General features: G+C 57.7%; 23 protein-coding genes and 1 pseudogene (1 of these 24 only partly in view). 4 read left to right on the top strand and 20 right to left on the bottom strand.

Going from position 1 to position 21,601, the window contains the following annotated elements:
- Window positions 1-8 precede the first annotated feature (8 nt).
- The 12 genes from argR to EYQ49_05595 all read right to left on the bottom strand — a co-directional run bounded on the left by argR (window position 9) and on the right by EYQ49_05595 (window position 11,454).
- On the bottom strand, window positions 9-470 hold the full coding sequence (gene argR / locus EYQ49_05650; GenBank protein ID HIG25361.1) for an arginine repressor: 462 nt from the start codon (window positions 468-470) through the stop codon (window positions 9-11).
- Window positions 467-1,363, bottom strand: coding sequence for an ornithine carbamoyltransferase (argF, locus tag EYQ49_05645; GenBank protein ID HIG25360.1), 897 nt, complete (start codon window positions 1,361-1,363; stop codon window positions 467-469). The genes argR and argF overlap by 4 nt, the downstream gene beginning before the upstream one ends.
- A complete protein-coding gene (locus EYQ49_05640; GenBank protein HIG25359.1) occupies window positions 1,360-2,535 on the bottom strand; it encodes an acetylornithine transaminase in 1,176 nt (391 codons plus the stop codon). The genes argF and EYQ49_05640 overlap by 4 nt, the downstream gene beginning before the upstream one ends.
- 20 nt (window positions 2,536-2,555) lie before the next feature.
- Window positions 2,556-3,452, bottom strand: coding sequence for an acetylglutamate kinase (gene argB / locus EYQ49_05635; GenBank protein HIG25358.1), 897 nt, complete (start codon window positions 3,450-3,452; stop codon window positions 2,556-2,558).
- 7 nt (window positions 3,453-3,459) lie between these two features.
- Window positions 3,460-4,686, bottom strand: coding sequence for a bifunctional glutamate N-acetyltransferase/amino-acid acetyltransferase ArgJ (gene argJ / locus EYQ49_05630; protein HIG25357.1), 1,227 nt, complete (start codon window positions 4,684-4,686; stop codon window positions 3,460-3,462).
- Complete coding sequence (locus EYQ49_05625) at window positions 4,620-5,669, bottom strand: N-acetyl-gamma-glutamyl-phosphate reductase (protein ID HIG25356.1); 1,050 nt, start codon at window positions 5,667-5,669, stop codon at window positions 4,620-4,622. The genes argJ and EYQ49_05625 overlap by 67 nt, the downstream gene beginning before the upstream one ends.
- A gap of 52 nt (window positions 5,670-5,721) precedes the next feature.
- Window positions 5,722-8,076 (bottom strand): phenylalanine--tRNA ligase subunit beta, encoded by a 2,355-nt coding sequence (locus EYQ49_05620; GenBank protein HIG25355.1) that lies wholly within the window; start codon window positions 8,074-8,076, stop codon window positions 5,722-5,724.
- A 25-nt stretch (window positions 8,077-8,101) separates the two neighbouring features.
- On the bottom strand, window positions 8,102-9,103 hold the full coding sequence (gene pheS / locus EYQ49_05615; GenBank protein ID HIG25354.1) for a phenylalanine--tRNA ligase subunit alpha: 1,002 nt from the start codon (window positions 9,101-9,103) through the stop codon (window positions 8,102-8,104).
- Window positions 9,104-9,155: 52 nt separating this feature from the next.
- Entirely contained in the window at window positions 9,156-9,932 is a 777-nt protein-coding gene (locus EYQ49_05610; protein ID HIG25353.1) for an RNA methyltransferase, read from the bottom strand.
- A complete protein-coding gene (gene rplT, locus EYQ49_05605) occupies window positions 9,929-10,495 on the bottom strand; it encodes a 50S ribosomal protein L20 (GenBank protein ID HIG25352.1) in 567 nt (188 codons plus the stop codon). The genes EYQ49_05610 and rplT overlap by 4 nt, the downstream gene beginning before the upstream one ends.
- A gap of 73 nt (window positions 10,496-10,568) precedes the next feature.
- Complete coding sequence (gene rpmI / locus EYQ49_05600; protein ID HIG25351.1) at window positions 10,569-10,763, bottom strand: 50S ribosomal protein L35; 195 nt, start codon at window positions 10,761-10,763, stop codon at window positions 10,569-10,571.
- A 19-nt stretch (window positions 10,764-10,782) separates the two neighbouring features.
- The gene (locus EYQ49_05595) at window positions 10,783-11,454 is read right to left on the bottom strand and encodes a translation initiation factor IF-3 (protein HIG25350.1); all 672 of its coding nucleotides are present in this window, start codon (window positions 11,452-11,454) and stop codon (window positions 10,783-10,785) included.
- A 288-nt stretch (window positions 11,455-11,742) separates the two neighbouring features.
- Between EYQ49_05595 and EYQ49_05590 the strand changes: the two genes are divergently transcribed.
- Entirely contained in the window at window positions 11,743-12,168 is a 426-nt protein-coding gene (locus tag EYQ49_05590; GenBank protein ID HIG25349.1) for a DUF1844 domain-containing protein, read from the top strand.
- On the opposite strand, the gene EYQ49_05585 is transcribed toward EYQ49_05590, so the two are convergent.
- The 3 genes from EYQ49_05585 to EYQ49_05575 are packed head-to-tail and all read right to left on the bottom strand — an operon-like array spanning window position 12,165 to window position 14,555.
- Window positions 12,165-13,040 carry an ATP phosphoribosyltransferase gene (locus tag EYQ49_05585; GenBank protein ID HIG25348.1) on the bottom strand — a complete coding sequence of 292 codons (876 nt, stop codon included), beginning with the start codon at window positions 13,038-13,040 and terminating at the stop codon, window positions 12,165-12,167. The two genes, EYQ49_05590 and EYQ49_05585, sit on opposite strands and share 4 nt — an antisense overlap.
- Before the next feature lie 41 nt (window positions 13,041-13,081).
- Window positions 13,082-14,071 carry a bifunctional diaminohydroxyphosphoribosylaminopyrimidine deaminase/5-amino-6-(5-phosphoribosylamino)uracil reductase RibD gene (ribD, locus tag EYQ49_05580; GenBank protein HIG25347.1) on the bottom strand — a complete coding sequence of 330 codons (990 nt, stop codon included), beginning with the start codon at window positions 14,069-14,071 and terminating at the stop codon, window positions 13,082-13,084.
- A complete protein-coding gene (locus EYQ49_05575; GenBank protein ID HIG25346.1) occupies window positions 14,064-14,555 on the bottom strand; it encodes a MogA/MoaB family molybdenum cofactor biosynthesis protein in 492 nt (163 codons plus the stop codon). The genes ribD and EYQ49_05575 overlap by 8 nt, the downstream gene beginning before the upstream one ends.
- A 58-nt stretch (window positions 14,556-14,613) precedes the next feature.
- On the opposite strand from EYQ49_05575, the gene EYQ49_05570 reads away from it, so the two are divergent.
- Complete coding sequence (locus EYQ49_05570; protein HIG25345.1) at window positions 14,614-15,408, top strand: dienelactone hydrolase; 795 nt, start codon at window positions 14,614-14,616, stop codon at window positions 15,406-15,408.
- Here EYQ49_05570 and EYQ49_05565 read toward each other — a convergent pair.
- Genes EYQ49_05565 through def form a run of 3 tightly spaced genes read right to left on the bottom strand, consistent with a single transcriptional unit; the run spans window position 15,405 to window position 17,931 of the window.
- Window positions 15,405-16,535, bottom strand: a complete 1,131-nt coding sequence (locus EYQ49_05565; protein ID HIG25344.1) for a hypothetical protein — start codon at window positions 16,533-16,535, stop codon at window positions 15,405-15,407. The two genes, EYQ49_05570 and EYQ49_05565, sit on opposite strands and share 4 nt — an antisense overlap.
- Window positions 16,535-17,401 carry a methionyl-tRNA formyltransferase gene (locus EYQ49_05560; protein HIG25343.1) on the bottom strand — a complete coding sequence of 289 codons (867 nt, stop codon included), beginning with the start codon at window positions 17,399-17,401 and terminating at the stop codon, window positions 16,535-16,537. Before EYQ49_05560 ends, EYQ49_05565 begins: the two co-directional genes overlap by 1 nt.
- A complete protein-coding gene (gene def / locus EYQ49_05555; GenBank protein HIG25342.1) occupies window positions 17,401-17,931 on the bottom strand; it encodes a peptide deformylase in 531 nt (176 codons plus the stop codon). Before def ends, EYQ49_05560 begins: the two co-directional genes overlap by 1 nt.
- Window positions 17,932-17,954: 23 nt before the next feature.
- Between def and EYQ49_05550 the strand changes: the two genes are divergently transcribed.
- Both EYQ49_05550 and EYQ49_05545 read left to right on the top strand, forming a co-directional pair.
- The gene (locus EYQ49_05550; protein HIG25341.1) at window positions 17,955-18,572 is read left to right on the top strand and encodes a methyltransferase domain-containing protein; all 618 of its coding nucleotides are present in this window, start codon (window positions 17,955-17,957) and stop codon (window positions 18,570-18,572) included.
- Window positions 18,569-19,126: a TrmH family RNA methyltransferase gene (locus tag EYQ49_05545; GenBank protein ID HIG25340.1), complete on the top strand. Its 558-nt coding sequence runs from the start codon at window positions 18,569-18,571 to the stop codon at window positions 19,124-19,126. The genes EYQ49_05550 and EYQ49_05545 overlap by 4 nt, the downstream gene beginning before the upstream one ends.
- Here EYQ49_05545 and EYQ49_05540 read toward each other — a convergent pair.
- Window positions 19,094-20,914: a hypothetical protein gene (locus tag EYQ49_05540; protein ID HIG25339.1), complete on the bottom strand. Its 1,821-nt coding sequence runs from the start codon at window positions 20,912-20,914 to the stop codon at window positions 19,094-19,096. The two genes, EYQ49_05545 and EYQ49_05540, sit on opposite strands and share 33 nt — an antisense overlap.
- Window positions 20,915-20,924: 10 nt before the next feature.
- Window positions 20,925-21,601 (bottom strand): annotated as a pseudogene (locus EYQ49_05535) (methionine adenosyltransferase) (it continues 512 nt past the right edge of the window).

Genomic DNA, 21,601 nt, shown 5'->3' with positions numbered 1-21,601 from the left:
TTGGTTGGTTAGAGGCCAGCGAGCTGACGTAAGTGTTCGGCTACTGCTTGGCCGGTGGTGTCGGCTTGGGCCACAATTAGCAGGGTGTCGTCGCCGGCCACCGTGCCTGCTATTTCCGGCATGCTGGATCGGTCAAGGGCCGAAGCCACCACGTGGGCTGATCCGGGTGGGGTGCGCATGACCACCATGTTGCCAGAAGCCACTACTTCGACCACCCATTCTCCCATGACCCGACGTAAATGGTCTTCGGGGACCATCCGGTCGGCGGGGTGTTCGGGTATGGCGTACACGCTTTCGCCACCCGGGAGCCGTACTTTTACGGCCCCGAGTTCTTCGAGGTCACGTGACACGGTGGCTTGGGTGGCCGTAATGTTGCGTTCTTCGAGCATCTCCACGAGTCGGGTTTGGCTCCCTACTGCGGTGTCGGCCAGCAGTTGGGTGATTTGGTGTTGGCGTTGTGCTTTGCTCATGCGTTGGCCTCTCCTAAGAGCCAGGCCAGCAGGCCTCGGGCGGCGTGCATGCGGTTGGCGGCTTGGGGCCAGACTCGGCTGGCTGCGCTGTCGACCACCCCATCGCTCACTTCTTCTCCGCGGTGGGCAGGCAGACAGTGCAGAAAGACTGCTTGGGGGCCGGCGACTACCATGAGTTTTTCGTTTATTTGAAAGCCTTCGAAGTCTTTGAGTCGTTGTGCGGATTCGGCTTCTTGCCCCATGGAGGTCCATACGTCGGTGTAGACCGCGTCTACGCCTTCTACGGCTTGTTCGGCGTGGTCGTGTTCGCTAAAAGTGACCCCGGCCATGGCTAACCGGTCGCGGTCTGCTTCAGGCAACCGATAACCGGGAGGGCCCGAAAACCGGATTTCCATTCCTAACATGCCGGCGGCTAACGCCAGCGATCGAAAAACGTTGTTGCCGTCACCGATGTAGGCCACAGAACGGCCGGTGAGGTCACCGAATTCTTGTTGGAGGGTAAGTACGTCGGCTAGGGCTTGCAGAGGGTGGCTTTCGTCGCTCAACATGTTGACGATGGGCACCAAATTTTTGTTGGCCATGCGCTCCACTGTGGAGTGATCGAACACCCGTGCGCCGATTGCCGCATGAAAGCAGGCCAGGGTGCTGGTCACGTCTTCTACGGTTTCTCGTACATCCATGCCTACCTCGTCGGCTTGGATGTACATGGGGTGGCCGCCTAATTGCACGACGGCCATTTCCATGGAGTTTCTGGTACGGGTGGATGGTTTTTCGAATACCAGAGCCATGCCTTGGCCGGCTAATACCTGTGGCGGATTGGGGTCTTGCGCTAAGGCCAGAACCCGATGCAACTCTTCGAGGGTTAGGTCGTCGATTTCTAATAAGTGTTTCATGCCGCTATTTCTGGGTTGTTTAAGACGTCGGCGAGGAGAGCCACGCCTTGGGTTATTTCTTGGTCGGTGATGGTGATAGGCGGAGCCAACCGCAGAGCGGTGGGGGTAATGCCGTTGACGATGAGCCCTGCTTTGAGGCAGGCGGCAGCAATTTCTGGCCCGGTGCGTCCGGCCAGACCGTCGTGGTTTATTTCTACGCCTAGGAGGAGGCCCCAACCTCGCACGCTTTCTACACCGGGGAGGGCTAAAAGTTGTTTGGTGAGCGCCTGGCCTTTAGTGCGAGCCATTTCTGGAGCGTTTATTTCGGTCATGATGCGTAGCACTTCGCGAGCGGCTGCTGCAGCAAGGGGTTGCCCACCAAAGGTTGAACCGTGGTCGCCGGGTTTGAAAGCGTCTGCTACTTCTTGGGTGGCCCACACCGCCCCGATGGGCACGCCGTTGCCGAGGGCTTTGGCGGTGGTCACAATGTCGGGGGTTATGCCGGCGTGTTGAAAACCGAACCAGCGGCCGGTGCGACCTAAACCGGTTTGCACTTCGTCCATGATCAACAAGATGCCTTGTTCGTCGCAGAGTTTTCTTATGCCTTGTAAAAAGCTGTGGTGGGCGGGGTTTACACCGCCTTCGCCTTGCAGGGGTTCCAGCAAAATGGCTCCCACGGTGGGGTCAATGGCGGCGGTGAAGGCTTCGAGGTCGTTCCATGCAGCGTGACGAAACCCTTCGGGGAGGGGTTGGAAGGGTTCGTGTTTTTCTGGTTGGCCGGTGGCTGCCAAAGTGGCCATGGTGCGTCCGTGAAAAGACCGAAAGGCCGCTAATACAACGTGGCGGCCTCGGCCTTGAAATTTGCGCGCCAGTTTCATGGCGGCTTCGTTGGCTTCGGCCCCGGAGTTTTGGAAGAGGATTTTTCCGGGAGTGGTCAGGTCGGTGTCGGTACGGATTAACTGGTCGAGCCGGATTGCTACTTCGAGGTGGGGTTCGGTTTCAAACAGGTTGGAGACATGAACCAGGGTTTGCGCTTGTTGGGCTAAGGCGACGGCTACCCGTGGGTGGCTGTGGCCCAAGCTGGTTACGGCGAGACCGCAAAGAAAATCTAAGTACCGTTTTCCTTGGTCGTCAAAGACCATGGTGCCTTGACCCCGTACCAGTTTTACTGGTGGGGTGCCGTAGTTGTTCATGAGCGGTCGGGTGGCGTTCATTAGTTTTTCGCGGCGTCGGGGCCGCCCCCTACTGGGAACACCATGGTTCCGATACCGGAGTCGGTGAAGAGTTCTAAGAGCAGCACGTGGGGCAGTCGTCCGTCCACCATGTGGGCGGATCCCACCCCGGCGTTTACGGCGTTGAGGCAGGCTTCGGCTTTGGGGATCATTCCGCCGCTTATGGCCCCGTCGTCCATGAGGCTTTGTAGGGCGTCTACGTCGAGCCGTGAAATGTGACTCGCTGGGTCGTCGACGTCGGCCCGTAAGCCTTCGATGTCGGTCAGGTAGAGAATCCGCTCCGCTCCGAGGGCCCCGGCCAGGGCGGCCGCTACGGTGTCGGCGTTTATGTTGTAGGCCTGCCCGTTTTTGTCGGCTCCGATGCTGGAAATAACGGGGATGAGCCCTTCGCTGAGGAGCCCGTTGACAATGGCGGGGTTTACTTGGGCGACGTCGCCCACGAACCCGAGGTCTTGGTTGCGGGCCGTGGCGGTTATCAGCCCGGCGTCTTCTCCGGAGAGCCCGACAGCTAGCGGCCCGTGCACGTTGATGCTGGACACGATGTCTCGGTTTACTTTGCCGACCAGGACCATGCGGGCCACGTCAAGGGTGTCGGCGTCGGTTACCCGAAGGCCTTTCACAAACTGGGGCTCCATGCCCAACCGGTTGAGCATGTCGGTTATTTGTGGGGCCCCGCCGTGGACGACCACGGGCCGGATACCTACCGATTGCATAAGCACGATGTCTTTGGCGAACTGTTGAGCCAGTTCTTGGTTGACCATGGCGTTGCCGCCGAACTTAACCACGATGGTGGCGCCGGCGAATCGTTGAATATAGGGCAGGGTTTCGATAAGCACCGAGGCCCGCCGTTCGGGTGAAAAGTCTTCTGGGGTGGTCATGTCGCTCCTAGGAGGTCCGCATGTTTTCGTCAATGTAGGCGTGGCTGAGGTCGGTGGTGACAATGCGTGCGGTGCCGTTTCCTTGGCCGAGGTCTACTTCGAGGTTGAGACGCCGGCCGGCCATGTGGGCGGTCAGGGCGGTTTCGTCTACTGGCTGAGCTTGCCCGTCGGCGTACACCACTTGGCCGCCGTAAGAGATGGTGATGGTTTCTGAGTCGAAGGCGATACCGGCGGCCCCCATTTCGGCGGCGATTCTTCCCCAGTAGGGGTCTTGCCCATACCAAGAGCATTTTACTAATTGGCAGTTGGCGGTGTCACGGGCTCCTTTGGCGGCTTCGGTGTCGTTGGCGGCGCCGGTCACGGTCAGAAATACTGTTTTGGTGGAGCCTTCGGCGTCGTCGGCCATTTGGGTGGCCAGCGAGGCGCAGGCTTCGGTGAGGGCGTCCCCGAATTCTTGGGGGTCGGTGGGGCCGGCGGTGCCGGAGGCCAGCAATAACACGGTGTCGTTGGTGGATTCCGCTCCGTCTACGGTGAGGCAATTAAATGAGGTGCCCACGGCTTGTTGGAGCAGTTTCGTGCCGGTGGCGGCATCTATTTGGGCATCGGTGGTGAGTACCGCCAGCATGGTGGCCATGTTGGGTTCGAGCATGGCGGCCCCTTTGGCGATGCCGCCGATGGTGAATCCTTGGCCGTTGATGGTGACCGTTTTGGGCACGGTGTCGGTGGTCATGATGGCTTCAGCGGCTGCTGGGCCGCCGTCGGTGGTGAGGTTGGCGGCTGCTTGGGGTATGCCGGTGCTTATTTTGTCCATGGGCAGGGTGAAGCCAATCCACCCGGTGGAACAAACCAGTACCTCTTGGGGTTGGCAACCCAGTTCTTGGGCGGTGAGGGCGGCCATGGTGCGGGCATCGTTGAGGCCTTGTTGGCCGGTGGCGGCGTTGGCGTTTCCGCTGTTGAGGATTACCGCGGCGGCCTGACCGCCGGTAGCAGCAAGGGATTCCTTGCAGAGCAGCACGGGGGCGGCGGTCATTTTGTTAGAGGTAAATACTCCCATGGCGGTTACTGGGGTGTGGTCGGCGTGGGCTACTAAAGCTAGGTCGGTGGCTCCAGAGGTTTTTATGCCGCAGGTGGCGTGGCCGGCGGTGAAACCGGGGACGGCGGTGACGCTCATGGGGTGAGTCCGATGCTGGTGAGTCCGAGGGTTTCTTCGAAACCCAGAGCTAGGTTGGCGCATTGCAAGGCGGCGCCTGAAGCGCCTTTGCCGAGGTTATCTATGGCGCAAATACTGACCAGTAGTCCGGTGCGGGGGTCGACCCGAGCGGTGAGGTGGGCGGCGTTGGAGCCCAGAGTGTTTTTGGTGGAGGGCGACCGTTCGCTAACCACCATGAAGGGTTCGTTGGCGTAATGGTTGGTTAAAACGGCCAGGGCGGTTGCGGTATCCAGGTCTTTGGTGGGCCGGGCGTAGCAGGTGGCCAGAATACCTCGGTTCATGGGGGCAAGGTGCGGGGTGAAGAGCACGCTTACTTCTTGGTCGGTGCCGGTGGCCAGGACTTGTTCCATCTCTGGGGTGTGCCGGTGGCCTTCAAGTGCGTAGGCGGTGAAGTCTTCGTCCACGGCGCAGAAGGTGGTGTTGTCTTTGGCGGCTCGGCCAGCGCCGGACACTCCGGTGGCTGCATCAACAATTATTCCGGTGGTTTCGATGAGCCCTGCTTTGACGAAAGGGGCTAGGGCCAAACTGGCGGAGGTGGGGAAACACCCGGGGACGGCGATGAGGTCGGCGCCATGAAGAGATTCTCTGAAGAGTTCTGGTAGTCCGTAGACCGCTTGGTCCAGTAGTTCGGAGTTGGCGTGGGCTTCGCCGTACCACAGGGGGTAAAGGGCAGGGTCGGTGAGTCGGTAGTCGGCGCCGAGGTCTATGAGGGGGACTTTTAGTGAACGAAGTTGTGGCACTAGGGCCTGGCTGGCCCCGTGGGGTAGGCCGAGAAACACCACGTCGCAGTCGGCGAAGAGTGCGAGGTCGGTGGGTGCGTAGGTCATGGCGCCGTAGTGGGCGGCCAGGCTGGGGTACAGGTCGGCTACCGAGGTGCCGGCCATGGAGTCGGCGGCCGCCACGGTGACCGTGAGATCGGGGTGGCCGGCACAGAGCCGCATAAGTTCTGCTCCGGTAAATCCCGAAGCTCCGATTATCCCTACGTTCTTCATGGACGAATTATACATTTGAATGCATGACAATGCAACAATTCATGCACGAAGTTGAAAACTTATGCGACTAAGAGCGCAAAACAGCAGGCAGGGCGCCTTGAACCGCGTCGATGCAGCGTTGGCGCGTTTCGGCAATTTCACCATCAGTCAACGTGCGGTCATCGGCCTGAAAACGCAAGGTGTAAGCCAAACTGCGCTTCCCCTCCCCCATGGCCTCGCTGCGAAACACATCAAACAACGCCAAATCCACCAGCAAACTTCCGGCAGCCTCACGCAAGGCAGCGGCCACTGCGGCGGCCGGCACCGACTCATCAACCTCGAAAGCCAAATCCACGTCAGAGGTCGGGTATCGACTAAACGCAGCAAACATCTTCACCCCATGAGGCAAAGCCAGCAACACGTCAAGATTCACTTCAAGCCACCCCACCCGTTGCGGCACTTCGTAAGCCGCCAAAACCGTTGGGTCGATCTCCCCCACAAAACCTACGGGAGTGCCAGAAACTTCAATACGGGCCGTTCGCGTGGCGTGCAAACCCGCCGTTTGGTCCGCAACCAACTCGTATTGGCCCAGCGCCAAAGCATCGGCCAACGCCGACCACACGGCTACCGCTTCACCGGCATCTGCCCCCGCTAAAGCCACACCCAAGTGTTCGTTCTCGTCGGGCAAAGGCTGCGACTGGGCCGGCTGATCGTAAACATGGCCCACCTCGAAAATTTGCAAACCGGTCAAGCGGTGCGAAGCATTGTAAGCCAGCGTTTTTAACAAACCGGGCCGCAAAGAAGCTCGCATCACCGATTCTTCGGCCACCAACGGGTTAGCCACCGTTACCCCGGCTGCCGACAAACCGGCTGCTTCTAAATCTCCTGGCGCCAAAAAAGGCACCGGCATGGCTTCATCTATGCCTAGCCCCAACATGGTGTTGCGCACCGAACGGCGATCTTTTTGCCGGCTGGTCAACCCGCCGGTCAACGTAGACAGCGGCACTGTTTTGACAATGTTGGCGTAGCCATACAAACGGGCCACTTCTTCGGCGATATCAGTTTCGGTGGTGGTGTCGGGGCGAAAACTCGGAACAATTACCTGGAGATCGTCTCCATCGGCGGTATTGGCAAACTCCAACGAGGTAAGCAAAGCGCTCATTGCCTCTTGCGAAATTTCGGTACCCAACAATGCATTTACCCGAGCCACCCGCACGGTTACCGGGTCGACCGCCGGCAGGTTGCCGCGTTCATCTATAAGACCGGGGGCCATAGTCACCCCACTGGGGGCCAACAACTCAACGAAGCGTTGCATAGCCAGTTCTGCTACTTCTGGGTCGGCGCCTCGTTCAAAACGTGCCGAAGCCTCGCTTCGCAGACCCAAACGCCGGGCGGTGGCTGAAATAGAAATAGGGTCCCACCAGGCCATTTCTAAAGCCACGGTGGTCGTTGTTTCATCAATCTCGGTCGAAGCGCCACCCATCACTCCGGCAATGCCGATGACCACGTTTTGGGCATCAGTAACCACGCCGTCGCTTGATTCAAGCGTGCGTTCTACCCCATCGAGAGTAGTTATTGCTTCGCCGTCAACGGCCCGGCGCACGGTAAAGCCGGCCCCATCAAGGCGGGCCAAATCGTAGGTATGGCTGGGCTGACCTAACTCCAACATGACGTAGTTTGAGGCATCAACCACATTGTTGATGGGTCGCATACCTAAGGCCGTTAAGCGGTTAGCCAACCAGCGAGGTGACGGTTCTACGGTGATGCCATCGAGCACTCGTAGCGCAAAGCGGCCACACAGGTCGTGGTCAATAATTTCTACCGAAACCCGACCCAGGGCGAGGTCGCCAGATTCTTGCACCGTGGGCCGACAAAGCGAAAAGGGCACTTGCTGCACTGCGGCGAGGTCACGTGCTACCCCGGCCACCGACATGGCGTCTGGACGATTGGGGTTAACCTCCAGGTCGTAAAGCACATCAGAGACAATCTCTAACGCTTCACTCAACGGGGTGCCGGGTTCCAGCGCTGCATCAAGCAACATGATCCCTTCGCTATCGTCGCCCAAACCTATTTCTTCAGAGGCGCAAAGCATGCCGTTGGACCACTCCCCCCGCATTTTGCGGCGAGCGATTTCCATCCCATTAGGCATCACCGTACCCAGGGTGGCTAACGGCACCAAGTCACCCACGCTCATGTTGAACGCTCCACAACAAATTTGCAAGGCCTGACCGTCGCCGGCATCCACATCTACCAGTTGAATCCGGTCAGCATCGGGGTGAGGACGCAAGTCTAAAACACGGGCCACTACCAGACCGTCGAACCCTTCGCCTACTGCGGTCATTTCTTCTACCGCTAAACCCAAGGCACTCAGTTGGTCGGCGATGTCTTCGGGGGCGCCTTCCAATGGAGCGAACTCGCGTAGCCACGACAACAGCACCTTCATGACAGATCTCCAAGAAGTTTTAGCATCAGAACTGGCTCAAGAATCGGTGGTCATTACGAAACAATTCACGCAGGTCGTCAATACCGTGACGCATCAAAGCCAAGCGATCCAAGCCAAAGCCAAAAGCAAACCCTGACCATTCTTCGGGGTCTAACCCGGCGGCCGTCAACACGTTGGGGTGCACCATGCCGCAACCCCCGAGTTCTAACCAGGAGCCATCGGGGCGGCGAATATCAAACTCGGCCGAAGGCTCGGTGAAAGGAAAATACGAGGGCCGCAAACGTGAAGTAAACCCTTCACCAAAGTACGCCGTGGTGAAGGCCTCCAAGGTGCCGGCGAGGTCGCCAAAAGTAATGCCTCGGTCAATTACTAGAGCTTCAATTTGGTGGAATACCGGCATGTGGGTGGCGTCGGCAGTATCTGAACGAAATACTCGGCCGGGCATTATTGAATAAATCGGCGGTTCTTGATCTTCCATGACCCGCACCTGTACCGGCGAGGTGTGGGTGCGCAACAGTGTGCTTTGCGGGTCGCCGTAGTTGACGTACAGCGTGTCGTACATATCTCGAGCCGGGTGGTCGGGAGGAAAGTTCAAGGCACCAAAGTTGTGCCACTCATCTTCGATTTCTGGGCCTTCGGACACCATGTAGCCCATGCCCACAAAAAGGTCTTCGAGGCGTTCCCATGTTTGGGTAATAACGTGCCGGTGCCCCAAACGGCGTCCACGGTCCAACTCGGTGAGATCCAGTCGTTCGTTTTCCAACTGGGTGGCCCGCTCCCCAACTTCAAGGTGGCGGCGGCGTTCTTCAAGCAAACCGGTCAACTCATCACGAACCTCATTTAGCCTTAAACCCAATGCTCTTCGCTGGTCGGGCTCTAGGCCGCCCAGCGTTCGTTTGGCCGCCGTGATGGCAGATTTCTTTCCCAGCAAGGCCCCGTCGAGGTCTTTTAAGGCCGCCAAATCTTTAGCCGCCGTAATATCGGTGGCCGCTTGGGCGAGGTGGGCGTCAAGATCAAGTTCAGTCATAGTTCCGAAAAGATTCTAGGCCACGGTTGACCGCTAGTGGCGACCATTTTGGTTATCGGCGTGACAAGGCGTAAAGAGCGACCGAACCCGCCACTGCGACGTTCAGCGATTCGGCTTGACCCGAGGTGGGGATTTGCAGTTGGCCGCCGCAAGCCGCTTGCACTTCAGCGGCCAAACCACGCGGTTCGTTGCCCACAACAACCGCTACCGGCTGGTCGGTCGGCACCTCTTCAGGGGCGATTCCTTCTTCGGGTACCGCTGCCCAACAGGCGTAGCCGTTTTCCGTTAGCGCCTGCACCGTTTCGAGAGGGTCCGGCAAGCAAACTATGGGAAGACGAAACGAAGACCCGGCACTCGCTCGCACCACTTTGGGGTTAAAAGGGTCAACTCCTCCAGCAAAAACCACGCCCGCGGCGCCAAAAGACTCCGCCGAACGAATAAGTGTTCCGGCGTTGCCGGGGTCGGCCACCTCAGCCAGCACCAGCAAAAGCCCGCCGGTAGCTGTCAGGTCGGCCAGAGAAACCAGGTGTTCATCCAACACAGCCAAGGCGGGTTGAGGGGTGCGGGTACTGGAGAGCGAAGAAAAAATTTGTTCGCTTACCTCAAACCACGAAATACCTTTTTGGTCGAGTTCATCAACGAATTGGTCGTCGGTTGCCGATTCGGGAACCAACACCACCTCTACACTGCGGCCTGCTTCAAGTGCTTCTCGGACCAACTTTGGCCCTTCGACAATGTAAACCTCCTCGTCCCGGCGGGCCGAGCGCTGGCGAACCAGACGTCGGACCCGCTGAACGAGCGTGCTTTTATCGCCGGCCCGGTTGATCACCGAGCAGCGTTAATGGCGTCGATCAACTCGGCCTTACGAAGACCAGTAACCGACAAGTTCAACTCAGCAGCTACCTTTTTGAGCTCAACTACGGTTTTAGACGACAAGTCATCGTCACCTGCTGCTTCTTCGACAACCGAAGCCTCGGGTGCAGTTTCAGCCACCGGGGCAACTTCCGCAACAGGGGCAACTTCAGAAGAAGCCTCGGATGCAGGCGCTGCGGCAGCCAAAGCCACCAATGAGGCGAAGGCTGCTTGGTCGGTGACCGCAAGGTCGGCCAACATTTTACGGTCTACGGAAATACCCGCATTTTTAAGACCGTTGATGAAACGGCTGTAGGTGGTGTCGTGTTGACGGCAGGCTGCGTTGATGCGTTGAATCCACAAACGACGAAACTGGCCTTTGCGGGCCCGGCGGTCACGGAAGGCATAGTTGCCAGAGTGCATGACCTGTTCGTTTGCGGCGCGGAACGAACGGCTCTTATTGCCGTAGTAGCCTTTCGCCTCTTTAAGTATTGCGCGATGTTTTTTCTTACTATGTACTGCTCGTTTGACCCTGGCCATCAGGGGCTCCTTTGTTTGCGGGGTTGATTAAGAATTAAGTGGCAAATATTGCCGGTTTGGTGATCGGTTACGATCAGTTGTTTAGACGGCTCCGCACTGAACGGTCATCTGCTTTTGAAACGTCGCTTTCGCCAGAAAGGCGACGCTTGCGACGGGCGGATTTCTTTTCTAAAAGGTGGCTACGGTTTTTACTGCGTTTCCGTAAACGGCCTTTGCTCGTCACCTTGACTCGTTTTGCGAGCCCTCGGTGGGTTTTCATTTTCGGCATGTCATTCTCCTCTGCGTGGTTACGCAGTTTCTTCGGTTGTGGTTTCTTCGGCTGTCGTTTCTTCTGTTTCGACTGCCTCTTCGGTTGTCGTTTCTTCTGTTTCGACAGCCTCGTCGGTTTCGATTGCTGTTTCTTCTGCTGCTACTTCTGCGGCTCGTTCGGTTTCTATCGCTACCGCTTCTTCACGTTGGCGACGGGTTCCTTGTCCGGGAACCAGCACCATCACCATGTTGCGGCCATCTAATTTTGGGTAAATTTCTATGCGTCCAACATGTGCTACGGCATCAGCCACATCGTCCAAGATGCGTCGTCCCAGCTCAGGGTGCTGCTGTTCGCGGCCCCGGAACATGATGGTGACCTTTACTTTGCTTCCTTCGCCGAGAAATTTTTCAACTTTGCTGGTTTTGGTGTTGAAGTCGCCGACCCCAATTTTGGGCCGGTACTTCATCTCTTTGACCGAAACGGTGGTTGCTTTTTTACGAGCTTCCTTGGCTTTTTGGGATTGTTCGTATTTGAACTTTCCGTAGTCCATGATTCGGCAAACCGGTGGGCTTGCTTTATCGGCCACCTCAACGAGGTCAAGACCGCTGTCTTGAGCCATGTCGAGAGCTTGGGCCAATGAACGGATTCCTATTTGTTCACCGTTTTGGCCGACCAAACGCACCTCTCGGGAGCGGATGCGGTCATTTATTCGAGGTTCTTGTGGTGTTGCTATTGCTCATCACTCCTGTGTGTCACGCAGGTGTTTCTCCTGGTGTGGTTGGGTAAGACGCCCGCTTGTTCGGTAACGAAAAAGGCGGGCGTCAAAAAGCCGACGCCCGCACCGAACCACCAAAGGTAGTTGGTTTAAGAAACGACCGAGACGCACCTTGGGTGGCTCGGTGGGGTTACCCCCGCTTTTCAATTCTGTTGTATTAATAAGAGTATCAGCACATACCGTTGAGCAGACAAACCACTTCCTTTTAACGAAAAGAGCATCATGAGCACCCTGTGGACCCCAGACGGTGAACACCAAGTAGAGCCAGAAACTTCCCCGACCACTCAAGACACGGAGCTTTCGCCCGAGGATCAAGAACGAGCGCAAGCCATGGCTGAGGATATGGCTGCGGCTCGCCAACAGATCGCTCAAGTGCCGGCCTCCATGGTCGTCAACAACCACCTCATGGGGTTTTTCGAGTTGGCGGCCATCCATCTTTCTAACCAACCGCCCAACTTGCCGGAAGCCGCTTTAGCCATTGATGCTTTGGGGGCAGTGGTAGACAAGCTTGCGGGCCGCCTAGGCGAAGACGAAGAAACCCTGCGAGACAGCTTGCAACAGATTCGTTTGGCCTATGTGGGCCTTGAACGACAAAGCCAAGAAGAGGCCGCAGCCCCAGCAGACGGTGAAGAAAACCCTGACGCTTAGTGCACTATTTTAGAAAGAGGAATTTCTAAAATATCGGTGGCTCCCCCGTCACGGAGTTCAGGGATCAGCACATTAATCACGTTTTTTGCTACCACGGTTTCTACGGCGAACCCCGAGCCTTGATACAACTCGTTTACCGTGGGCGCCTTCATCGACGGGATGATTTCCATAATCCGCTTGAGGTCCTCAGTCGACACGTTCATCTTTACCAACACTTTGCCGCGTGCTTCGAGCGTGCCTTGCAATAGTCGGTGAATTTGTTCCATGGCGTGACGTTTTTCTGGGTCGGCCGCTGCTTCGGGGTTGGCCACTAACTCAGTGAAACTGGTCAACATGGTTTCGATTATTTTTAAACCGGCGGCCCGCAGCGCCCGGCCGGTTTCGGTGAGGTCAACCACTACATCGACAATGTCGGGGGCTTTGGCTTCGGTTGCTCCGTAAGAAAGGCGAATGTCTGCTTCGATTCCTTTTTCGGCAAAGAATCGGCGAGTGAGTTCGGGGTACTCGCTCGATACCCGTACGCCGGATGGCAGGTCTGCTACTGATTCCCAAGGAGAGTCTTCGGGGACCGCTACCACGATGCGTACCGGGCGGGCGGTGGCTTTGGAATAATGCAGTTGGCCTAATGAAACCACGTCGCTGTTGGTTTCTTCTATCCAGTCTCGGCCGGTGATCCCTAAGTCGAACATGCCTTCGGCGACATACCCGGCTATTTCTTGGGGGCGCAAGATGCGTACCTCATCGATGCGAGGGTCGTCAATGGTGGCTCGATAGTCCACCGAAGAGTTTCGATGCACCCCTAAGTCGGCGCCTTCAAAAAGCGCCAGGGTAGATTTTTCTAAAGATCCTTTGGGAAGCACAAGTTTCAGCACGTGAAAAATCTATCGTCTCGCAGCGGTTCTCCCGCTATGAATTATTTTTCGTCCAAAATGAGGTCGAGACGAAGGTCGTTTCCGAGGCGCTTTACCTCTACAAAACGTCCCCGTTGGATCTCTTCCATGGTGGGCGCACCGGGCCCGGCGAGAACTGGTCGACCATCTTCGCCGCCCAGCAATGCTGGGGCCAAATATATGCAGTAACGATCTACCAGGCCGTCTCGATGGAAGCGCCCCGCTAAGTCAGCACCGCCCTCTACCAGCAACTGCAACACCCCTTCTTGGCCGAGGCGTTCAAGGAGGTCTCTCGGGGCGCCGCTATAGGTTTCGACCGGTTGTGCTTGTGCGTCGGGCGCTACCTCGCCAAAGACGATGCGACGCAGGTTGGTGTTTCCGCCGTTTTCTGAACGCACCGTCAACTTGGGGTCGTCGGTGCGCACCGTGCCCGCTCCCACGCAAATAGCGTCGCTTTGGCTCCGGAGTTTTTGCACATCGGCTCGTGCTTCGGGGCCAGTGATCCAGGTGCTAGAGCCGTCGGGGGCGGCGATACGCCCATCTAAAGTAGCGGCCAGTTTGAGCACCACGTAAGGAAGGCCAGTGCGTCGATGGTGCAGGTACGCCGCAAGTTGTTGGTTTATTTCTTCGTTTAAGCAACCCACCACCACTTCAAGGCCAGCACCTCGGAGGTACTCGATGCCTCTTCCCACTACTTGAGGGTCGGGGTCTTGTACCCCCACCACTACTTTGGTAATACCGGCTTTGATAATGGCTTCGGTGCAGGGCCCGGTGCGTCCTTGATGATGACAGGGCTCCAAGGTGGTGTACAAGGTGGCGTCTTGAGCTTTTTCGCCTGCTTGGTTTAGCGCAGATATTTCTGCGTGAGCGGAACCGGGTGGAGCGGTTGCCCCGCTTCCCGCTACTTCACCGTTGGCCACCACCACTGCCCCGACCCAAGGGTTCGGTGAGGTGTGGCCGTGTACTTCGGCCGCCGCAGCGATGGCTAACGCCATGAACTCTTGGTCAGGCATTGGTGGCCGGGTGAGGGTCGGCGTTGTCTACTAGTAACCGCACGGCGTGGGGTACCACATCAATAACTGCTTCGAGGCACTCCACACAGCCTTTGACTGAGCCGGGGGTATTCAGTATGAGGCTGGTCCCGCAGGTACCGGCCGTTCCTCGGGAGAGCCGGCCCAGGGGGTTAACGAGACGCATGGTTTCGGCCAGCCCGGGGGCTTGCCGGTCTAAAACGGTGAGGGTGCCTTCTGGGGTGAGGTCGCGGGGGCCAAACCCGGTGCCGCCGGTGGTGACGATGAGGCCATGAAAATTTTCGGCTAAGGAGCGTAAAGCTTGGGCCACTGCTTCGGTTCCGTCGGCGGTCACGGTTTTTTCGACCACTATCCACCCGGCTGCCGTCATGCGTTTTTCAAGCGCTGGCCCAGAAACATTTTCACGCGTACCATGAATCACTCCGTCGGAGACGGTGAGTATCTTCACCTTGAGTGGTTCTTCCATATGGTGAGGGTACTGCCCGAACGGCTGGCACGACAGCCCGGCAGGTAAGGTCATCGCTATGAGCGTAAACGACCTGCACGGCTACGAAATAAACGAGTTCGCTCATGGCGGAACAACCCACACTGTTTTGCGTACCGGAACCGGGCCGGCGGTGATCATCATGGCGGAGATTCCGGGCATCACCCCTCGGGTGGCTGAGTTTGGCCGCCGGGTGGCTGCTCTTGGTTGTACCGCGGTTTTGCCTTCGCTGTTTGGCAAACCGGGCAAATCTCCGTCCCCGCTTTATATCACTTCGAGTTTGGTCAAGGCTTGTATTTCTCGTGAGTTCACTGCTTTTTTACGGAATCGCACTTCGCCAGTTACTACGTGGTTACGGGCTTTGGCGGCGCACGAACACGGTCGCTGTGGGGGCCCGGGGGTGGGCGCCGTGGGCATGTGCTTTACTGGCGGTTTTGCTTTGGGCATGATGGTCGACCAGCGCATGTTGGCCCCTGTGTTAACTCAGCCCAGTTTGCCGCTGCCTTTTGGCAAGGGAAGCAAACGGGCGCTGGGTATTTCAAAAAAGGATTTAGAAAAAGCCCGCCAACGCGTTGATGAAGGGGTTTGCGTGTTGGGGTTGCGCTTCTCTCATGATGCCATGGCTCCGGGTGAACGTTTTGCCCGTTTAAAAGAAGAGTTTGGTGAAGGGTTCATTGGCGTGGAGATTGATTCTTCACCGGGCAACGCTTACCGTATTTCCCCTCGAGCGCACTCGGTGTTGACCGAAGAGTTAGTTGATGAACCTGGTCATCCCACACGAGAGGCGTTAGATAAAGTTCTGGACCATTTGGCCAGTCGTTTGTTGGACAGTTAATCTGTTTTTTGGTAGCGGAAGAGCGCCATGCCTTCGCTGTCGGCGTCTTGAGGCAACATGATTCCGCCGGTCCCGTGGGGCCGCCATGGTTTGGGGAGAGGTTCTGCGCTTTGCGCACCGCTTGCTTGGCGAAACCGCTCATCAACGTCAATGGTTTCGGCGGTAGTAACCGTGCAAACGCTATAAACAAGTTGCCCACCAGGACGCACTAAAGGCCAGGCCGCGGTTAACAAAGCGACTTGCAGGTCAGCCAGGCGATCTATTTCTTCTTGGGTGACTCGCCATCGGGCGTCGGCGCGGCGGCGCAGTACTCCAAGCCCTGAACACGGTGCGTCTACTAATACTCGGTCGAAGGTGTTTTGCCGAAATGGGGGGTGCAGGCCATCGGCGGCCACCAACCCCAAAGGCAACTCGAGGCGCTGCGCATTGTCGGCCACCAGGTTGAGTCGTTTGGGTCGCACATCAGCGGCCACCACCCAAGGGCCTTCGGTGGCGATGCCGGTGGCTTTACCTCCCGGGGCTGCGCACAGGTCAAGGACTTTTGCTTGCTCGGTGAGTCCCTGGGCTACGCAGGCAGCCACCATTTGCGAGGAATGGTCTTGGTGGTATCCGTCTTGGCGAACCACCGCCAACGCTGGTTGGTTCATGGTGGCCAGCATGGCGTGGGCCGAAGCCAAGCCGAGGTCTTGTTCAAGCCGGTCAACTAACCAGTCGGGGTAACTCAGTTCTATGGCCGATGACGGCCACTCGGTTACCGGGTTGTCGCTGACCCGACGCAACACGGCGTTGCATAAGCCGCGTACTCTGCGGGGGGCTACCGTCACTGTTTCTGAAACGGCGGCGTGGGCCGGTACCCCGCCAAAGGCCACCTGCCAAACACCGAGGCGCAAAACGGTGCGCACTGAGGGCTCTATTTCGTCGTGTAAAAAACGGTTCATTAGATGGTCGCAGGCTCGTTGCATGCGGGTGGTGCCGTAAACCATATCGGTGACGAACGCTCGGTCTCGTTTATCGAAACCGGAGCGGTCTAAGGCTGCGCTGAGAGCCAGGTTGGCGAAGGCTCCGTCGTTTTCTATGCGGTTTAAGACTTCTACGGCGAGGTGGCGGGGGGTGATTTTTTGGTTCATTAAATAAGTCGGTCTTGGTCGGTGAGGCGTGCCCCGGTTTGCCAGGTGTCCCAGGGTTGGCGTGCTTTGTTTTCGGCTTGCACTTCAATGAGACGAAGCGTGCCTTGGCCGGTTGCGACGTGGTCGTGGTGGAGGGTGCCCGGGTCGCTCGCGGTGTTTTGTCCGGTTTCGGCCACCCAGATTTTGAATCGTTGGCCACGGAAGGTGGTCCACGCTCCCCCAAGGCGTACTTGCCGTAGGAGTTCTTCGGCGGGGTGGTTCCAATTGAGGTGTCGATCTTCGGTAGTGATTTTATGGGCGTAGCTTGGGGTGCCGTCTTGGGGTACGGGGGCGCCGAGTCCGGCCAGCAACGTTTGGGTAAGTAGTTCGCTGCCCACTTTGACCAGTTTTTGTCGAAGTTGTCTTGCCGTTTGTGGGCCAATAGCTACTTCGGTTTTTGCGTAAATGCCGCCGGTGTCGAGTTCTTGAGCTACTTCCATAACACATACCCCGGTGGTGGCGTCGCCGGCCAGCAGGGAACGTTCCACGGGGGCTGCTCCTCGCCATTTAGGGAGCAGCGAGAAATGCAGGTTCACCATGGGGATGCGTTGCAGCAGGTTCATGGGGAGCAACTTGCCGTAGGCCACCACTACCCCAAGGTCGACTGAGCAGTCGTTTAATGCGTCTAACTCGTGGGCTACGGGTAGCCCCAGTGCTTGAGCGGCTTCTTTGACTGGGCTGGGGCTGAGCTCGGCTCGGCGGCCTCGGCGCTTGTCGGGGCCAGTGATTACCTGCACAATGTCGAAACCGGCAGCGCACAAGGCCTCAAGTGGCGGTACTGCTGCTTGGGGAGTGCCCAAATAGACCAGGCGTTGTGGTGCGGTCATTAAGGCAACCGGAGTCCGCCCGGGGCGGGGGACGGGTTTGTGCGTTGGAAGTTCATTTTGCGCAGGGTGCCGAGGGCTTCTTTGCGTTGTTCATCGTCGAGGTGGTCAATGAGCAGCACCCCGTTGAGGTGATCTATTTCGTGTTGAAAGAGGCGGGCTTCTATTTCGTCGGCTTCTTTCGAAATTTCGTTGCCTTCGAGGTCAATGCCTACGAGGTGAATGGTTTTGGGCCGGGTTATTTCCCATGAAAGGCCTGGCACAGAGAGGCATCCTTCTTCGAATACCCATTCTCCGTCGCTTTCTACAATTTTTGGGTTCAAGATGACCCCAACTTCGTCGCCGTGGTCGTAGACGAAGAATTGTTTTTGTACCCCAACTTGGGGGGCCGCTAAGCCAATGCCGGCTGCTTCGTACATGGTTTCGAACATGTTGTCGACTAATTGCACCAAGGCGCCGTCGACGTTGTCTACGGGGTCGCCAATGGTGCGTAACACCGGGTCACCAATTATGCGTATCTCGTGGGGATTCACACAGCAAGGCTACCGTCATAGCTATGAACGACCCCGATCAGCATTATTGGACTAGTAATCCGGATGCTCCTTCTGCTCCCCGTCAGGTTGAACTCTTGCTTCCTGACGTTCATTTGTCGCTTACCACCGACCGGGGAGTGTTTTCTGCTGACCAGGTTGACCGGGGCACACGATTTTTACTTCTTGAGGGCCCTCCCCCGTTGGCCTCGGCGCAGAACCTTTTAGATGTTGGTTGCGGCTACGGGCCGATCGCTTGTTCGTTGGCGGTCCGCCACCCTCAAGCGCATGTTTGGGCGGTAGACACCAACCAAAGGGCTTTAGCGTTGTGTCGCACCAATGCAGAAAAAGCCGGCCTGACCAACGTGACTGCTTGTTTACCCGAAGAGGTCCCGGAGGAAATAGTTTTTGATGCGTTTTGGTCTAACCCTCCTATTCGTATTGGCAAGCCGGCTTTACATGACCTGTTGTTGCACTGGTTGCATCGGCTATCTTCAACCGGAGAAGCACACTTGGTGGTACAGCGCCACTTGGGGGCCGATTCGTTGGCTCGCTGGCTTGACGATCAGGGATGGCTCACGGTGCGAAGAAATTCTCGAAAGGGTTTCCGGTTACTTGATGTGGAACGAAAGGTTTCTTCATGAAAAATCTTGACAGTACGGGGCTGAAGCGTTTGCATCGGGAGTGGCGGCGCCGCACCGAAGGCGATGTGGCTTTGCTTTTAGACAGCGTGCAGACTCCTTTTAATGTTGGTTCTATTTTGCGTACTGCGGCGGCGTATAGGGTTTCGCATATTTGGTTAGCGGGCGCTACAGCGTCTCCGACGCACACCAAAACGAATCGCACAGCGTTGGGCACTGGCCGTTATTTAACTTGGACGGTGTGCGAAACGGCTGCTGAAGCTTTGGTTGAAATTAAAGAAGCGGGCTACTTTTTGTTGGGTATTGAGTTGGCTGATCACGCGGTGCCGCTTCATAAGGTGAGCACGGCTGATCAGGTGTGTTTGGCTTTGGGTCACGAAGATCGTGGTTTGTCGGCTCCGGTTTTGCAGGCCTGCGATGCGGTGGCTTTTATTCCGCAATTGGGGCGGGTGGGGAGCCTCAACGTGGCTACCGCGGCGGGTATTGCTTTGTACGAAACGAATCGTCGTACTTGGGTCGAAGATTCAGGCGCGGAGCGGTCCGACTTCGATACGTAGCCGTCCTGGGGGGCGTTCCACCTGGGCTAAGACGTCGGCAAGTTTTTCGGCGGTTTTTGCTCGCACCAACCAGGCTCCGTCTCGGGGGCCTAAAACATCAACTTCTTTGGGGTGGCCGAGGTTGGTTATGAATGCTTGAGCGGCGGCCCCGGAGATTTGCGCTAATGCTGAAAACGGCGGCAGGTTGAGTAGTTGACGCCGAACGGTTTCTGGTTCTACCAGCCGTGAGGGGTCGCTCAGTAGCGTTGCTTGAAGCACCTCGTGGTCGGGTAACCGGGTTTGTATAGCGAGGCGGCCTCCATCTTGGCGGCCTCCGAGTAGCCGAGCGGCTCGGATTATCAAAGCCATGGCTTGTTCGTTGGCTCGAGTGCGGGGCGCTAAGAGTTCTTGATCAAATTCTAGGAACACCACACAAGCGGCTCGGTCTACACGATGCAACACGGCTTCGGTTCCGACCAAAAGTTTGGCTTGTTTCAAGTCGCTTTCGGGGGTGTCGGCGGTGACTTCAACCACTGGTCGGCGGGCTAATGCTTCGAGTTCTTCGCGTACTCGGGTTACTCCTGCTCGGAGGTTTTTAAAACGCACCGAGCCGCAAGATTCGCAGACTGCGGGTCGGCGCACTTGGTCTATGGGGCATATCAATACTTCTTGATCGTCTTGGGTGAGTGGCACTTGGTGGTCTTCGCAACAAATCAAGTTGCCGCATTGGGCGCAGGCCAAAAGACGGGAACGCCCTTTGCGGTTCAGTACGCAGATTACGGGGTCGCCTTGTTCGCCTCGAATGAGCGGCACCAGCGCTTCGCTGAGTAGGCCCGAGCGAACTGGGTCATCGGGTCGGCGGTCGATGAGGTCAACTTTGGGCCAGCCTTGGCGTTCTTCGGCCCGGGGCAGCATTTGTGCTTCTCCCCAAGCCAGTGCTTCCAAACTGGGGTTCGGTGAGGTCAACACGCAGGGTACCCCGGCTCGGCGGGCTCGTTCTATGGCGAGTTCTCGTGCGTGCCAGGTGGGGTTACGTTCTTCTTGGTGGGCTTCGTCGTGTTCGTCGATCACGATGACGGCTGCCAGGCTTGCTACGGGGGCCAGCACCGCTGAGCGGGTGCCGATAACCATGCCGCCGGCGGCCGCCCGAGCCCAGTCTCGGGGCATAAGGGCCACCGGTAACCCATCTTGGCGAAGTTCCGAGGCGTAGCGTTGGGCTTGGTTGAGGGTTGGGGCAATGACCAGGGTGTCGCCTCGGCGGGCTGCTGCTTTTAAGAGAGGAAGCACCGAAAAACCGGGGGGCAGCCGCAGCGAGGTGCGGGGCTGTTCGAGGGCCCGGGCGGCCCAAGTGGTTTCTTTTCCGTGGGCCTCTACGTGCGCTGGGGCAGGCGGGATACGAGCCACGTTGACCGCTGGGGAAGCAGTCTTTAACAGCGATGAGAGGCGTCCGGCCCACCGGTGGGCCGCCCAGCGGGCCAGGTCAATTATTTCTTCGCTGGGTCCTCGGCTGCTGAGTTTGGCTAGGGCTCGAAGTTTTACGCCGGGGGGCGGTTGGACGTCATCGGCGATGATCCATCCGCCGACGCGTCGGCCCGCTAAGGGGATGCGTACTCGGCTTCCTATTTGTAAGGCTTCGCTGCGGCCGTCGGTTTCCCAAGCAGTGGGCACCAAGTAGTCGAAGGCGCGGTCGATGGCCGTGACGTCGGTGAGTACTCGCACCACGCGACCCTCTGGTGGTTCTTCGGGGGGCGCTGGCTCTTGAGGCAGGTCAAAGGAGAGTTGACCGGGGTACGCTTTTTTCCCGATCACGTAACCTGTCTCAGTTCAAACCGAGGGCGGCCTGAACCTCTGCAGTTTTGTTGGTTTGTTCCCATGGGAACTCTGGGCGCCCGAAGTGGCCGTAGGCTGCCGTTTTCTTGTAGATGGGCCGTTTTAAATCGAGGTCTCTAATAATGGCGGCGGGGCGTAGGTCGAAGATGTCGTTCACGCAGGCCGCTATTTTTTCGGGGTCTACTGCTTCGGTGCCGAAGGTTTCTACGTAGATAGATAGGGGGCGGGCCATGCCGATGGCGTAAGCCACTTGTACCTCGCAGCGTCGTGCTGCTCCGGCGGCGACCAGGTTTTTGGCTACCCACCGGGTGGCGTAGGCCGCTGAGCGGTCAACTTTGCTGGGGTCTTTGCCCGAGAAGGCACCTCCACCGTGGCGAGCCATGCCGCCGTAGGTGTCAACAATAATTTTTCGTCCGGTTAACCCAGCGTCGCCTACTGGCCCGCCGATAACAAAGTTGCCGGTGGGGTTGACGAAAACCTCGTAATCATCGTCGGCAAATTGTTCGGGGATTACTGGTTTGATGACCTGTTCAATGAGGTCGGGGCGAATCATGTTGTCGCGGTCGATGCCGGCGTCATGCTGGGTTGAGACCAACACGGTGGCCAAGCGCACCGGGCGGTCGTCTTCGTATTCGAAGGTGACTTGGGTTTTGGCGTCGGGGCGTA

The organism is Acidimicrobiia bacterium (assembly GCA_012959995.1).
Lineage (GTDB): Bacteria > Actinomycetota > Acidimicrobiia > Acidimicrobiales > MedAcidi-G1 > MedAcidi-G2B.
Note: the sequence above shows the minus strand (reverse complement) of the source record. Positions and strands in the feature narration are given on the sequence as shown.